This window comes from Streptomyces asoensis (assembly GCF_016860545.1).
Lineage (GTDB): Bacteria > Actinomycetota > Actinomycetes > Streptomycetales > Streptomycetaceae > Streptomyces > Streptomyces asoensis.
In genome coordinates this window covers 743,987-758,297 of sequence record NZ_BNEB01000005.1, presented here as the reverse complement: position 1 = coordinate 758,297, position 14,311 = coordinate 743,987, and the positions used below count along the sequence as shown (strand labels likewise).

At 73.9% G+C, this 14,311-nt stretch carries 10 protein-coding genes; 5 read left to right on the top strand and 5 right to left on the bottom strand.

Features of this window, described 5'->3' with window-relative positions; all coding sequences use genetic code 11:
* Nucleotides 1-5 precede the first annotated feature (5 nt).
* Nucleotides 6-701, top strand: a complete 696-nt coding sequence (locus Saso_RS26405; protein WP_229901391.1) for a GAF and ANTAR domain-containing protein — start codon at nucleotides 6-8, stop codon at nucleotides 699-701.
* Nucleotides 702-771: 70 nt separating this feature from the next.
* Here Saso_RS26405 and Saso_RS26400 read toward each other — a convergent pair whose 3' ends face one another.
* Nucleotides 772-2,136: an FAD-dependent oxidoreductase gene (locus Saso_RS26400; protein WP_189924752.1), complete on the bottom strand. Its 1,365-nt coding sequence runs from the start codon at nucleotides 2,134-2,136 to the stop codon at nucleotides 772-774.
* Nucleotides 2,137-2,506: 370 nt separating this feature from the next.
* Between Saso_RS26400 and Saso_RS26395 the strand changes: the two genes are divergently transcribed.
* On the top strand, nucleotides 2,507-3,892 hold the full coding sequence (locus Saso_RS26395) for a condensation domain-containing protein (RefSeq protein WP_229901392.1): 1,386 nt from the start codon (nucleotides 2,507-2,509) through the stop codon (nucleotides 3,890-3,892).
* 39 nt (nucleotides 3,893-3,931) lie between these two features.
* Here Saso_RS26395 and Saso_RS26390 read toward each other — a convergent pair whose 3' ends face one another.
* Together Saso_RS26390 and Saso_RS26385 are read right to left on the bottom strand one after the other, a co-directional pair.
* Nucleotides 3,932-6,628: a SpoIIE family protein phosphatase gene (locus tag Saso_RS26390; protein ID WP_189924754.1), complete on the bottom strand. Its 2,697-nt coding sequence runs from the start codon at nucleotides 6,626-6,628 to the stop codon at nucleotides 3,932-3,934.
* A 56-nt stretch (nucleotides 6,629-6,684) separates the two neighbouring features.
* Nucleotides 6,685-9,282: a SpoIIE family protein phosphatase gene (locus tag Saso_RS26385; RefSeq protein WP_189924755.1), complete on the bottom strand. Its 2,598-nt coding sequence runs from the start codon at nucleotides 9,280-9,282 to the stop codon at nucleotides 6,685-6,687.
* Between the two features lie 119 nt (nucleotides 9,283-9,401).
* Between Saso_RS26385 and Saso_RS26380 the strand changes: the two genes are divergently transcribed.
* Entirely contained in the window at nucleotides 9,402-10,247 is an 846-nt protein-coding gene (locus tag Saso_RS26380) for a DUF72 domain-containing protein (RefSeq protein WP_189924757.1), read from the top strand.
* A gap of 12 nt (nucleotides 10,248-10,259) precedes the next feature.
* Here Saso_RS26380 and Saso_RS26375 read toward each other — a convergent pair whose 3' ends face one another.
* Nucleotides 10,260-10,952 carry a lipoprotein gene (locus Saso_RS26375; RefSeq protein WP_372442495.1) on the bottom strand — a complete coding sequence of 231 codons (693 nt, stop codon included), beginning with the start codon at nucleotides 10,950-10,952 and terminating at the stop codon, nucleotides 10,260-10,262.
* Between the two features lie 164 nt (nucleotides 10,953-11,116).
* Between Saso_RS26375 and Saso_RS26370 the strand changes: the two genes are divergently transcribed.
* Together Saso_RS26370 and Saso_RS26365 are read left to right on the top strand one after the other, a co-directional pair.
* Complete coding sequence (locus Saso_RS26370; RefSeq protein ID WP_189924759.1) at nucleotides 11,117-11,653, top strand: cysteine hydrolase family protein; 537 nt, start codon at nucleotides 11,117-11,119, stop codon at nucleotides 11,651-11,653.
* A gap of 181 nt (nucleotides 11,654-11,834) precedes the next feature.
* The gene (locus Saso_RS26365) at nucleotides 11,835-13,262 is read left to right on the top strand and encodes an alkaline phosphatase family protein (protein WP_189924761.1); all 1,428 of its coding nucleotides are present in this window, start codon (nucleotides 11,835-11,837) and stop codon (nucleotides 13,260-13,262) included.
* A 34-nt stretch (nucleotides 13,263-13,296) separates the two neighbouring features.
* On the opposite strand, the gene Saso_RS26360 is transcribed toward Saso_RS26365, so the two are convergent.
* Entirely contained in the window at nucleotides 13,297-13,725 is a 429-nt protein-coding gene (locus Saso_RS26360; RefSeq protein ID WP_189924763.1) for a cupin domain-containing protein, read from the bottom strand.
* Nucleotides 13,726-14,311: the final 586 nt, after the last annotated feature.

Sequence of the window (14,311 nt, the reverse complement as noted above, 5' to 3'; positions counted from 1 at the left end):
TGGCCTTGGAGTGGCGTGACTTCGCGGAGTCGATGGCCGAGCTCGCGCGCAACCTTCTCGCGCAGGACTCGGTGCAGGGGACGCTGGACGAGATCGCCGCCTCGGCGGTGCGACTGGTCGACGGCTGTGACGCCGCCGGGATCCTCGCCGTCCGCAAGGGCAGGTCCGTCACCCTGTCCTCCTGCGGCGAGCTGGTCGAGGAGTCCGACCGCCTCCAGGGCGAACTGGCCGAGGGCCCGTGCTTCGACCTCGCGGACCGCGCGAAGGACGGCGAGCGCGTGTACCGCATCGCGGACATGTCCCGCCCCCAGCCCGCCTGGCCGCGGTTCGCCGCGGCGGCCCACGAACTGGGCATCGGCAGCATGACCGGGGTGCTGCTCTACACCCACGACGAGGACTTCGGCGCGCTCAACCTGTACGCCCGCCGCCCCGGGACCTTCGGCGAGGACGTCGAGACCGCCGGCTGGCTGCTTGCCTCCCACGCCGCCGTGGCCCTGGCCGACGCCCACGCCGTCGACCAGCTCGAGGACGCCATGAAGACCCGGCACGCCATCGGCGAGGCCATGGGCATCCTCAGGGAGCGCCACCACCTGAGCGAGGAGGAGGCCTTCGACGTGCTGCGCCGCATCTCCCAGCAGCACAACGTCAAGCTCCGCGACGTCGCCCAGCGGGTCCGGGGCGGACGCGCCGACGGGGCCTGACTCCCCGCGGCCCGCGGCCGCCCGCGACATCACGGGCGGCCGGGCCCGTCCCCGGACCTCGCGGGCGGGACTACGCGCCGCTCTCCCGCAGCATGTCCTCGCGCTCGACGATCTTCACGCGCTCACGGCCCTGCGGCTCGCCCAGCGCCTTCTCGGCGGCGTCCAGCTTGTACCAGCCCTCCCAGGTGGTGAAGCGGACCTCGCGCTCGGCCAGGAAGGCGTCCACGGCCTCCGGCTCGGGCGACCCGGGCGTGTGCAGCCGGCCGTTCGCGTGGTCGTCCAGCAGGTTGGACACCGTCTCGTTGGCGTCCCCCTTGGTGTGGCCGATCAGGCCGACCGGGCCGCGCCGGATCCAGCCGGTGACGTACGTCGACCGAAGGTGCTCGCCGGACTCCTCGATGACCCGGCCGCCCTCGTCCGGGACCGTGCCCGACTCGAGGTCCCACGGCAGCTTCGGGAGCTTGTCGGAGAGGTAGCCGACGGCGCGGTAGACCGCCGTGACGTCCCAGTCCTTGAACGCGCCGGTGCCCGTGACGTTGCCGGTGCCGTCGAGGGCCGTGCGCTCGGTGCGCAGCCCGACGACCTTGCCGTCCTCGCCGAGGATCTCCGTCGGCGACTCGAAGAAGTGCAGGAACAGCTTGTGCGGGCGGTCGCCGACATCGCGGATCGCCCAGTTCTCCAGCGTCTTGGCGACCATGTCGGCCTGCTTGTTGCCGCGCCGCGTCGCGATCGAGCCCTCGTCGTAGTCGATGTCCTCGGGGTCGACGATCACCTCGATGGTGGGGGAGTGGTCCAGCTCCCGCAGCTCCATCGGGGAGAACTTCGCCTGCGCCGGGCCACGGCGGCCGAAGACGTGGATCTCCAGCGCCTTGTTGGCCTTGAGGCCCTCGTAGACGTTGGCGGGGATCTCCGTGGGCAGCAGCTCGTCCGCCGTCTTCGCCAGCACCCGGGCCACGTCCAGGGCGACGTTGCCGACACCCAGGACCGCGACCTTCTCGGCCTCCAGCGGCCAGGTGCGCGGCACGTCCGGGTGACCGTCGTACCAGGAGACGAAGTCCGCGGCGCCGTAGGAACCGTCCAGGTCGATGCCGGGCACCGACATCTCGCGGTCGGCCGTCGCACCGGTCGAGAAGATCACCGCGTCGTAGAAGGCGCGCAGATCGTCCAGGCTGATGTCGGTCGGGTAGTCGACGTTGCCGAAGAGACGGATCTGCGGCTTGTCGAGGACCTGGTGCAGGGCGTTGACGATGCCCTTGATGCGGGGGTGGTCCGGGGCGACGCCGTAACGGATCAGGCCGAACGGGGCCGGCATGCGCTCGAAGAGGTCGATGGAGACACCCGGGTCGGCGGCCACATCGGACTTGAGCAGCGCGTCGGCGGCGTAGATCCCGGCGGGGCCGGCTCCGACTATGGCTACCCGCAGGGGGCGGGGCATGATCAGGTTCCCTTCGAGTGGCGACAGATCGACTCCGGGGAAGCCTAAACTGAGGCAAGCCTTACCCGGTACGCGGGTCCGGTCTATGGACTCATAAGTCTCATTTATGAGCAGACGCGCGGGCTGTCCAGCGGGCGGCGGGGCCGTCGCCGATGAGCGCCGCCGCCCGATCACGAGGGGCGCACCGAGGGCAGGACCGGCATGTGGCTGTGCCGAAATGTCGCCGAACCGCTCCCGAGCGGCGGAATCGTCCGAGAACATCGATCCGACGGCTGCGCTCGCGCGTTGCGGATCCCGGCGACGACGGGAGCCGGCGGTGAGTGCATTTCCGTTCCGCGTACGACAGGTGTCACCGACCCCGAGGCAGGACATGACGACGACCACCGGTCCCGAGCACCCCGCACTTCCCCTCTCCTCGCGCCAGGAAATGTGCTGGGAGTGGGAACGCTGTCATGCCAGGCCCTGGCCCTCGGTGGTCTCGATCGACTGCGCGACCGCCCTGCGGCTCCTCGGGCCGCTGGACACCGGCGCCCTGCGGGAGGCCTTCGCCGAGGTCACGCTCCACCACGACGCCCTGCGCCTGCGACTGGAAGGACCGCCGGAGCGGATAGCCGACGTCGTCCGGCCCCGCCAGACGCTGCGCGCGACCCCGCTGCCGCTGGAGGAGGCCGAACTGCCCGCGCAGCCCTACGGGTTCCTCGTGGAGCTCAGTGCCCGTCCCTTCGACGTCACCGAGGCCCTGGGCCGCGCCTACCTGCTGCGCGCGGCTCCCGACCACCACGTCCTGCTCACCAACTTCCACCATCTGGTGTTCGACGCGGCCTGCCACCGCCTCTTCCTCGGCGACCTCGCCCACGCGTACAACCGGCGGGTGGCCGGCGGACCACCGCTGCGGCCCGCCTTCTCCTACCTCGACCTCATCCACGCCGAGTCCGCCCGCCCCTTCCTGGAGGACCGCGCGGCCCGCCTCGCCGCCCGGGCCGCACTGTTACGGGCGTACGGCGCCGGGGACCCGCTGCCGGGCCGCACCGCCGGGCCCCGGGCGCTGCGCCACCACTACGACGAGGAACCCCTCGAGTTCTCCCCCCGGCAGACCCGACGGCTTCTGCACGCCGCACGCGCCGCCCGGGTCTCCCTGTACTCGCTCCTGATCGCGGGGTTCGCCGGCGCCCTCGGCCGTCAGTTCGGCCGGGAAAGGCTGATCTTCTCCACACCGTCGCACGGCCGGCTGCGGCCAGAACACCGCACCGCCGTCGGTGAATTCGCCAACATGGTGCAGATACCGGTGGACCTGTCACAGGACGGCGGACGCGGACTGCTGCGACGCACGCACGAGGCCGTCCGCGACGCCTCGGCCACCGTCGACCTGCCGTTCGGACGGGTCGCCGAGTCCGTGCTGGGCCGCAGCGGCGACGCAGGCTTCTTCCGGTACGCCCTCGGCCACGCCGCGCTGCGCCTGCACGGGGTGACCGGCTGGGCCATGGACCTCCAGCGCATCGACGCCGTCCCGATGCACGCCCTGCGCACCGACGTCCTGCCCATCAGCCAGGACTCCTCCCGGCTGACCTACGCCACCCGCCAGTCGTCCGAGGCGGCGGCGCCCGTGCTCGCGATCACCCTCAACATGACCGAGGACGCCCGCCTGTCGGGGTACCTGCGCCACGAGAGGGCCCATCACGGCCCCGACACCGCCCGCTCGGTCCTGCACCACCTCCGTGAACGCCTGGACGCACTGACCGGCCCGGCCGCGACATGAGACGTCGGCGACCCGGACCCGTCCGGCCGGCGCCACGCCTCAGGGCAGCGGCTGTTCGGCCCAGATCACCTTGCCCTTGGCGGTGTACCGGGTGCCCCAGCGCTCCGTGAGCTGCGCGACGAGGAACAGACCGCGGCCGCCCTCGTCCGTCATCGCCGCGTACCGCAGATGCGGCGAGGTGCTGCTGCCGTCGGAGACCTCGCAGATCAGGGTGCGGTCCCGCAGCAGCCGGACGGCCACCGGGCCGTTGCCGTAGCGGATCGCGTTGGTGACCAGCTCGCTCAGGATCAGCTCCGTCGTGAACGCCAGGTCGTCCAGGTTCCAGTGCGCCAGCCGGCGCACCACCGCGGACCTGACCTCGCCCACCGCCGCCGGGTCCACCGGCACGTCCCACTCGGCGACCCGGTCGGCGCCCAGCGCCCGGGTCCGCGCGACGATCAGCGCGATGTCGTCGTTCGGGCGGGGCGGCAGCAGCGCGTCGAGGACCGCCTGGCAGGCCCCCTCCGGCGGACTCCCGGACGTGCGGGCCAGCGCGGTGCGCAGCAGTTCGAGACCGGTGTCGATGTCCCGCTCCCGGTCCTCCACCAGCCCGTCGGTGTACAGCACCAGCGAGCTGCCCTCGGCCAGCTCCAGCTCGACCGTCTCGAACGGCAGCCCGCCCAGCCCGAGGGGAAGCCCGGCCGGCACCTCGGGGTACTCGACCCTGCCGTCCGGGTGCACCAGCGCCGGCGGCGGATGCCCGGCGCGGGCGATCGTGCAGCGCCGGGAGACCGGGTCGTAGATGGCGTACAGACACGTCGCGCCGGAGACCGGGGCGTCGGAGCCGTCGGCGGCCTCGTCCTGGTCGATACGGGCGACCAGCTCGTCCAGCAGGCCCAGGAGCTCCTCCGGGGCCAGGTCCAGGGCCGAGAAGTTGTGCACCGCCGTGCGCAGCCGCCCCATGGTGGCCGCCGCGTGCAGGCCGTGGCCCACCACGTCACCGACCACCAGAGCGACCCGGGCCCCCGACAGGGGAAGCACGTCGAACCAGTCCCCGCCCACGCCCGCCTGGGCGGGCAGATAGCGGTAGGCGATGTCCAGGGCGTTCTGTTCCGGCAGCCTGCGCGGCAGCAGACTGCGCTGGAGGGTGACCGCCATCCCGTGCTCACGGGTGAAGCGGCGCGCGTTGTCGATGGAGATCGCGGCCCGCGCCACCAGCTCCTCCGCGAGCACCACCTCGTCCGGGTCGAACGGGTCGGGCCGCTCCGAACGCCAGAAACTGACCACGCCCAGGGTCAGGGCGCCGGCCCGCACCGGCACGGTGATCAGCGAATGGATGCCGAATTCCACGACCTGTTCGGTCCGTTCGAGGTCCTGGGCCCGCCAGCCGGGCGCCTGGGCGAGCCGGGCCTCCAGCACCGCCCGCGTCCCGGCGAGGCTGCGGGCCTGGGGACTGGAGTCCACGAACCGGATCCGCTCACCGACCGAGTACAGCGGCGCCCCCTTGCGGACCGCGCTCACCGCCGTGCGCCGCAGCGCGCCGTGCGCCTCCGGCTCCGCCCCGTCCAGCACGGAGTCGAACAGGTCGACGGTCGCGAAGTCCGCGAACCGCGGCACCGCCAGCTCCGTCAGTTCCTCGGCGGTCCGGGCGACGTCCAGGCTCGTCCCGATGCCCACTCCGGCCGCGTACAGCATGTCGAGGCGCTCACGGGCCGCCTCGGCCCGGCCCGACAGGGCCCGCAGCTCCGTGGAGTCACGCAGGGTGGCGACGCTGCCGGCCGGTCCGCCCGCCAGGTCGGTGGGCCGCTGGTTGATCGCCAGCAGCCGTTCCCCGACCAGGTGCACCTCGTCGGTGACCATCCGCCCCGACGCCAGCAGCTCGGCGGTGTCCCGGTCGAGCCCCAGCTCGAGGACCTGGCGCCGCTCGGCGTCCGGTGGCAGGTCGAGCAGGCGCTGCGCCTCGTCGTTGGCGAGCAGCAGGTCGCCCTCCCCGCCGACGATGATCACCCCTTCCCGTACGGCGTGCAGCACCGCGTCGTGGTGCTCGTACATCCGGGTCATCTCGCGCGGTCCGAGGCCGTGGGTCTGGCGCAGCAGACGGCGGCTGACCAGCGCCGTGCTCGCCGTGGCCAGGACCAGGGCCACCGCCGCGCTGCCGAGGACGAGCGGGAGCTGACGGTCGGCGGTGCCGCCGACGTGCGCGGTGGTGATGCCGGACGACACCAGCCCGACCACCTTCCCGCCGGGCGCCTTCACCGGCACCACGGCCTGCACCAGCCGGCCGATGGTGCCGTTGATCTCCTCGACGACGACCCCGCCGTCCAGGGCCGGCTGGATGTTCCCGACGAACTTCTTGCCGATGCGGTCCGGCTTGGGGTGCGTGTAGCGGATGCCGTCCGTGTTCAGGACGACGATGAAGTCCATGTCGGACGCCTTGCGGGCGGCTTCAGCCCTGGGCTGGAGGACGGCCGTCGGATGCGGGCTCGCCAGCGCCTGGACGATGCCCGGCGAGTTGGCGAAGGTCTGCGCCACCGCCAGCGAGCGGTTGCGGGCCTCCTGGGTGGTGTCGTGCCGTACCTGGAGCAGCAGCGCCACCACGGCGGCCACCACCAGCAGCAGCACGATGACGACCTGGAGCACGAACACCTGCGCGGCGAGACTGCGCCCGCCCAGCGCGGACTCGGGTGAGCGCCGGACCCGCGGGCCCCGGGGACGACGGGCCGGCCGGGTATCCGAGCGCCCCAGGAGTCGGACCATGTGCCATGTCTACACTGCCCGGGCGTCCGAGGCGAGAGGCGTCACGCACGGTCACGTCACGCGTCGCCCGTGTTCGTCCCGGGGGGCGTCCGCGCCGCCCGCCGGGTGGCCAGCAGGAGGGCGATGTCGTCCGCCCGGTCCGCGGCCCGCCGGGCCGTCGAGGTGAGGCGGTCGGCGACGTCCGCCAGGGAGCGGACGGCGGGGCCGCCCCGTGGCTCCCGCGCGCCGGCCGCGCCGGGGTGCGGGCCGGGCAGGGCCCCGGCCAGGTCGCGGCGCAGTGCCGCGATGCCGTCGTCGATGTCCTGCCCGGGCCGCTCGACGAGCCCGTCCGTGTAGAGGGCGAGGATCGCGCCGGGCTCCAGCCGCAGTTCCGTCACCGGGTAGAGGGCGCGCGGGTCCACGCCGAGCACCACACCGCCCGACAGGTCCACGACCTCGGTTCGGCCGTCGGGGTGGCGCAGCAGCGGCGGCAGGTGCCCGGCGCGCACCGCCCTGGCCACCCCGGTGGCCGGATCGAGCCGCACGTAGCAGCAGCTGGCGAACTGCCCGGGGTCCAGGTCGATGAGGAGATGGTTGGTGCCTCCCATGACCTCCTCGGGCGGCCGGTCGCCCAGAGCGAACGCCCGCACTGCGCTGCGCAGTTGACCCATGGTGGCCGCCGCCTGCACACCGTGCCCCTGGACGTCCCCGATGACCAGCGCCAGCCCGTCCCCGGCCTCCACCACGTCGTACCAGTCGCCGCCGACGTCCATGCCCTCGGTGCCCGGCAGATACCGCCCGGCCGTCTCCACGCGCGCGTGCTGCGACAACCGGCGCGGCAGCAGCGCCTGCTGGAGCCCGCGGGCCAGAGCGGCCTCGGTGTCGTAGCGCTGGGCCTTCTCCATCGCGTGGGCGATCAGTCCCGCCAGGGCCGTGAGCACCGTGCGCTCCTCCGAGCCGAAGCTGCGCGAGCGGTCGAAGCCGAGGATGCAGGAGCCCACCGGGCGGCCCGAGGCGATCAGCGGCAGGAAGGCGCGGGCCCCCTCCGACGCGTCGAGCGCGATGCCCGGATAGGCGGCCGCCAGCTGCCGCATCGAGTCGAAGAAGAGCGGCCGGCCGGTCGTCAGGGTCTCCACCCCGGGCAGCCGGGCGTCGAGCGCCACCCCCTCGAACGGGCGCAGGAACCCCTTGGGGAACCCCGACTCCCACGCCAGGTACAGGTGCCGTTCCTGGAGCAGGTAGATGGCCAGCCGGCGGCCGCCGAACGCGGGCAGCAGCTCCCGCATCACCACCGCCGACACCTGGCGCGCGGTCACGGCCTCCGTGAGGGCGATGGCCAGCACGATGGGCCGGTACACCGGGGCGGTCGAGGCCGCCGTGTCGGGCGCGGGCGGCGCGCCGCCGACGGGTTCGGGATCCGTGCCCTGCGGCACGCGGTTGGCGGGCACGGCCGTGCAGGTGACGAGATCCGCGCCCGGGTACAGGGAGATCCGCAGCCAGTCGCCCTCGTACGGCCGGGGGACAGCGGAACGGTTCTGGGTGTGGGGATGCCGCACATGGAAGTGCGCGGGCTCCGGTGACAGCAGGGCGCCGCGCAGATGCTCCTCGCAGGTGGGCTGGTTCAGCCACGGCACCGCCTCCCACAGCGACCGGCCGACCAGCCGGTCACGCGGCACGCCCAGGAGGTGCCCGGCCCGCGGGTTGGCGTACACGACGAGCCCCAGCCGGTCGAGACAGAAGACCCCTTCGGGCAGCAGGTCGGCTGCTCCGTCGGCGAGGGCCCCCGGGCCCGGGTCGAGGAGGACACCGGCGATCGGACGGGGCGTCGCGGCCGCCCCGGGCGGGCGGGGCGCCCCGGTCGCCGCGCCCGTGGCCTCCCACAGCTCCAGGAGCCGCAGGCCCCCCTCGGTGGTGCGCACCTGGATCGGCAGCGGCGGGGGCCGGCCGCCGGCCGTCCGGTGCAGCAGGCCGGGCAGGCGGTGGGCGTCCGTCGGGTCGACGGCCCGGGCGAGGGCGTCCAGGGTGCCCGGGGACTGCCCGGGCGGCAGACCCAGCAGGGCGCGTGCCTGCTCGTCCAGGGTGACGACGTCCGTCGCCGGATCCCACGCGAACCGCCCCACCCGGCCCGGGGCCGGTCCCGCGGCGGGCGGCCGTACGCACAGCGGCTCCCCGTCCCAGGTGACCTCCCCGCCGTCCGCGTCCAGCCGCGACAGGGCCGCTCCCAGGGCGTCCGCCACCACCGCCAGCCGTTCGTGCTCCGCCTGCACCTCCGCCGCGTCGGCCGCCGCGGCCCGCAGGACCGCCAGCACCCCGAAGGACCGGCCGTCCGCCACCACGGGCACGTACAGCGAGCCGAACTGGAAGGGCAGGCCCGCCGCGAGCTGCGCGTAGTCGCGCATCGTCTCGGTCGCGTTGGCCAGCACCACCGGCACGCCCGTCCGGTGCACGTCGGCCACCGGGAACGGCCGGTCCACGGTCACCCGCCACCAGGGGCGGAACAGCGGGCCCGGCAGCCCCGCGAGGACCGCGAGGCGCAGCAGTCCGGGCGTGGGGGAGCGGAGGTACACGCCGGCGACGCGGCCGTCCGTCACCCGCAGCGCGTCCGCCACGGTGCCGGTCAGCAGCGCGGGCGGCGGCCCGGACGGCTTCCGCTCGTCTCCGGCGCTCCCAGTCATCTGGCCCTACCTCGTCCGTGCGCCGCCGCTTGAGCGACACAGCAAGAATGCGCCACATCGGGCCGGGCGCGCATCCGCGCGGCGGGGGAGACCCGCTCCCGGCGGGGTAACCGCACGCCATGGGCGAGATTCTGGTGGGTTCGTGCTCCTGGACGGACCGGGCGCTGGTCTCCAGCGGCTGGTACCCGAGCGGGCGGCGCGACGCGGAGGGACGGTTGCGCCACTACGCCGAACGCTTCCCGGTCGTCGAGGTGGACGCCACGTACTACGCGCTGCCCGGCGAGCGCACCAGCGCGTTGTGGGCCGGGCGCACCCCGGACGGCTTCGTCTTCGACGTGAAGGCCTTCTCCCTGCTGACCGGCCACCCCACGCGGGCCGCCGTACTGCCGCCGGGCCTGCCCGACGACATCCGCGGGCCCGAGGCCCTCGACGAGGTGTGGCGCAGGTTCTCGGACGGGATCCGGCCGTTACGGGACGCGGGACGGCTCGGCGCCGTCCTCTTCCAGTTCCCGCCGTGGTTCCGCCCCGGGCCGCGGGCGCGGGAGTTCCTCGACCGGTGCGCGGAACGCACCGCCGGATGGCCGGTCTGCGTCGAGTTCCGGCACCCGCACTGGTGGCGCGGGGAACAGGAGCACGCCACGGCCGGCCTGCTGCGCTCCCACGGCTTCGCCGCCGTGGCCGTCGACATGGCGCAGTCGCCGCCGTCCGCGGTGCCGCCCGTCACGCACGTGACCTGCGGACGGCTCGCGGTCGTCCGGCTGCATGGCCGCAGCCCGGCCTGGGGCACCGGCAGCAAGGAGGACCGCTTCCGGCACGAGTACACCGACGACGAGCTCTGCGAGTGGGTCCCGAGGGTGCGGGCGCTCGCCCGGCGGGCCGAGCAGGTGCACGTGCTGTTCAACACCTGCTGCGGCGACCGCGCCGTACGCGCGGCGGAACGCATGCGCGAACTGCTGCGCGCCTGACCCCGGCTCCGGTCAGCCGGTGGGGCGGAGGGTGGACCTGGCCAGTTCGTACGCCGGGAGCATCGCCTCGTGCTCGTCGGTGTCCATGCCGCCCAGGTGCAGGACGACGGGACCCGCGGACGTGGTGACGGCGAGCGCGCGCTCCTTCTTCGTCTCCTCGAGGAGCTTGCTGGTGGTGACGTACTCGACCTCGGCGCCGGTGAGGCCGCCCGCCTCGAACGTGCGGTACTTCGCCCCGCTCGCGCCCTGCTCGGCGGTGACGAACCCCTTCAGGACGGCCGTCGCGTCCGCGTCGCCGGGCTCGCCGGTCCACACCCGCAGGAAGCCGATCTTCCCGGCGGGCTTGGCGTCGATCTCGCACGCCATGGTGACCGGGCCCTGGCGCAGGAAGGCGTCCGCGAGGCCGGCCAGGTCCCCGCCGGCGGCGGACGCCTCGTCGGCGTCGACCGCCTTGGCCTTCCAGAACTCCGCGGTGTCGAAGGTGACGGGCAGCTCGCAGGCGGACCCGGAGGCCCCGACGGACCCGCCGCGCCGCGCGACCTTCGCGGCGGTCCCCGCGGACGCCCCTGACGCGGGATCCGGGTCGCCGTCCTCGGCCGCGCACCCGGTCATCAGCCCCGTCACCAGCCCCGTCGACAGGGCCGCAAGGGTCAGCGCCCGCCCCCTGTGTCCGCGCCGCCCCGCGTTCCCCACCCCAAAGCGCACCGCTGTGTCTCCTCTCGGTGCCGGCGCGATACCGGCGGAGCACTGTAACCGAGCCGGTCGTGGCCTCCGCCACCGATATTCGCCGACCGGCCGCCCGCGTCCCTTCCTCGCGCGGAAGAGTGATCTGCCGTCATATCCACGCCGCGCCGGGAACCCATAGCGGCATGGGCACGACCGCGCTGATCGTCATCGACATGATCAACACCTACGACCACCCGGACGCCGAGCTGCTTCTGCCGTCGGCCCGCGAGGTGGTACCGGTGGCCGCCGGTCTCGTCGAACGGGCCCGCGACGCCGGTGTGCCCGTCGTCTACGTCAACGACAACTTCGGCCAGTGGCGCTCGCACCACGGGGAGCTGCTCGACAAGGCCCTCTCCGGCTCGCACGCCGACCTGGTCGAGCCCCTCCTGCCCGACCAGCGGTCCCTGTTCGTCCTGAAGGCACGGCACTCGATCTTCTTCGAGACCCCGTTGTCCTACCTCCTGCACCAGGAGGGCATCGACCACGTCGTCCTGTGCGGCCAGGTCACCGAGCAGTGCGTCCTGTACTCGGCGCTGGACGCCCACATCCGCCACCTCCGGGTGACCGTGCCCCGCGACGCCGTCGCCCACATCCACGCCGAACTCGCCGACGCGGCGCTCGTGATGATGGAGCGCAACATGGGGGCGCGGGTGTGCGACAGCGAGGAGCTGTGGTCCTGAGCCGCCCGCCCGGCACGTCCCGCGCCTTCCACCACCCGGCCGTTCCCTCGGCATCCCGCGTTCGCGCCGCTTCGCCCGTTCCCGCCCTTCCCGCCGCCTCCCCCGTTCCCACCGTTCCCGCCCTTCCCGGCGATTCCCCCGTTTCCTCCGCTTCGTCCGTTCAGCAAGGGGCACAGCAGACATGGCCGAGTTGACCCGACGCAGACTCCTGGGCTCGACCGCGGGAGCGCTGGGGGCCGCCGCGGCCCTCTCCCTCCTCCCGCCCAGCGTGCAGAAGGCCGTCGCGGCCGGACCGGCGCGCCGTGGCTCGCTCGCCGACGTCGAACACGTCGTCCTGCTGATGCAGGAGAACCGCTCCTTCGACCACTACTTCGGCACCCTGTCCGGCGTGCGCGGGTTCGCCGACCCCGACGCGCTCACCCTCGAGACCGGACGGTCCGTCTTCTACCAGCCCGACACCGGCAACCCGGCCGGCTACCTCCTGCCCTTCCACCTGGACACCCGTACCTCCAGCGCGCAGGCCATCCCGTCCACGAGCCACGCCTGGTCGGTGCAGCACGAGGCGTGGAACGGCGGGCACATGGACCGCTGGGTGACGGCCCATCGCACGGCCGACGGCGCCAACGCCCCCTACGTCATGGGCTACTACACCCGTGAGGACATCCCGTTCCAGTTCGCCCTCGCCGAGACGTTCACCCTCTGCGACCACTACTTCAGCTCGGTCCTCGGCCCGACCTGGCCCAACCGCCTGATGTGGATGACCGGCACCGTCGACCCCGAGGGCGCGCACGGCGGACCGGTCGTCCGCAACTCCGCGCCCACACCGTTCAGCTGGACGACGTACGCCGAGCGGCTCCAGGCCGCCGGGGTCGACTGGAAGGTGTACCAGCAGGAGGACGACTACGGCTGCAACCTGCTCGAGCAGTTCGCCGCCTTCCGGGACGCGCTCCCCGGCTCCGAGCTGTACGAGCGGGGGGTACGGCCCCAGCCGGAGGGCACGTTCGAGGACGACGCCCGGGCCGACCGGCTGCCGACCGTGTCCTGGCTGGTGCCGCCGGGCCACCAGTCGGAGCACCCGGACTACCTGCCCGCGGCGGGCGCGGCGTTCGTCGCCTCGAAGATCGAGGCCATCGCGGCCAACCCGAAGGTCTGGAAGAAGACCGCGTTCATCCTCAACTACGACGAGAACGACGGCCTGTTCGACCATGTGCCGCCGCCCACCCCGCCGGTGGACACACCCGGGGAGTTCGTCGCCGGGCTTCCGGTCGGCGGTGGATTCCGGGTCCCCGCCATCGTCGTCTCGCCCTGGACCGTAGGCGGCTGGGTGGCATCCGAGCCCTTCGACCACACCTCCACCCTGCGGTTCCTGGAGCGGCTCACCGGGGTCACGGAGCCCAACATCAGCGCCTGGCGGCGCGCCACGTTCGGCGACCTGACCTCCGCCTTCCGCTTCTCCGGCACCGGCGCGGCCGCACCCGCGCTGCCCGACGACACGGAGGAACAGTGGCAGCGGGCGCAGGAGGACGTCGCCACCCTGCCCCGGCCCGTGCTGCCGGGCGCCGAGCAGACGTTCCCGGTGCAGGAGACGGGCCCCCGGCCGGCGCGCTGAGCCCGGCGGGCCCGCGCCGGGCTCAGCGCCGGGGTCAGCGTCGGCCGGCCGGGCCCGCCGGCGGTTCTGCGCGCGTAGACAGCGGGCTGCCCTGGGGAAGGAAGAAGAGGGCGCAGATGCGCAGGGGTTCCGGCTCCCGGTTCTCCGCCATGTGCACACCCCGCGGTCCCACGGGTTCGACGATGCACCCGCCGGCGGGGGTCACGCACTCGGAGCCGTCCGCCAGGGTCCGGGTCAGGACGCCCGCCGTCACGACGGCGACCACCCGGCCCTCGTGGTAGTGCCACGGCAGTGAGTGGCCCGGCTGGATCTCGTACTCGGCCACGACGGTCCTGGTGCCCTCGGGCACGGCGAGCGCCAGCCGCTCGGTGAGCAGGCCGTCGGCGAGGAGGGTCGGCAGGGGTTCCGCGGCGGTCCGGGGCCCGGTGACGGGTCCGGCCGCGGCGGGTGAGGATCGCCTCACGCGGTGGTCGCCCACGGCGCGAAGGGGCGGAAGCAGATAGGGGAGGAGGGGCGGAGGCCGAGGGCGCCGGGGCCGGTCGGGCCCGCCGTGCGCGATAACCCGGCCGGGGTCATGTTCCGCTGGTCGGTGCGTTCCACTTCCGTGACACTAGCCCACCGCCGTGACGGCGGGGTGACCGGGCGTCATCGGCCGCACCGGGGGCCCTCGGCGCCGCCCGCCCCGGGCCCCCGGCCGGGCTTCCTCGTCCCGGCCTGTGACCGGGCCTCGGTCGAAATGTGAGGTAGACGGCTTGAACGGGAGTAATCCTCGCGGCCCCGCCCTGCGTCTTCCGGGACGTGACTCGTAGGAAACATCGTGCGACGAGTGTTTGGGGGAGACCTTGAGCATCCTGCGTCCGGACCTGGAACGGCCCCGCGAACGCCGCCCCGCGGACGAGCCGCGCGCCGGCCGCACCCAGGGGGGAGGGGTCCGGGCGCGTGAGGGCCGTACCGGGGGCGAGCCGCGCGCCGAGCGGGCGGGCGGGTGGACGGGCGTCGTGCGTGACCGGGTCCGACCGGGTGTCGTGCGTGACCGGGTCCCACCGGGT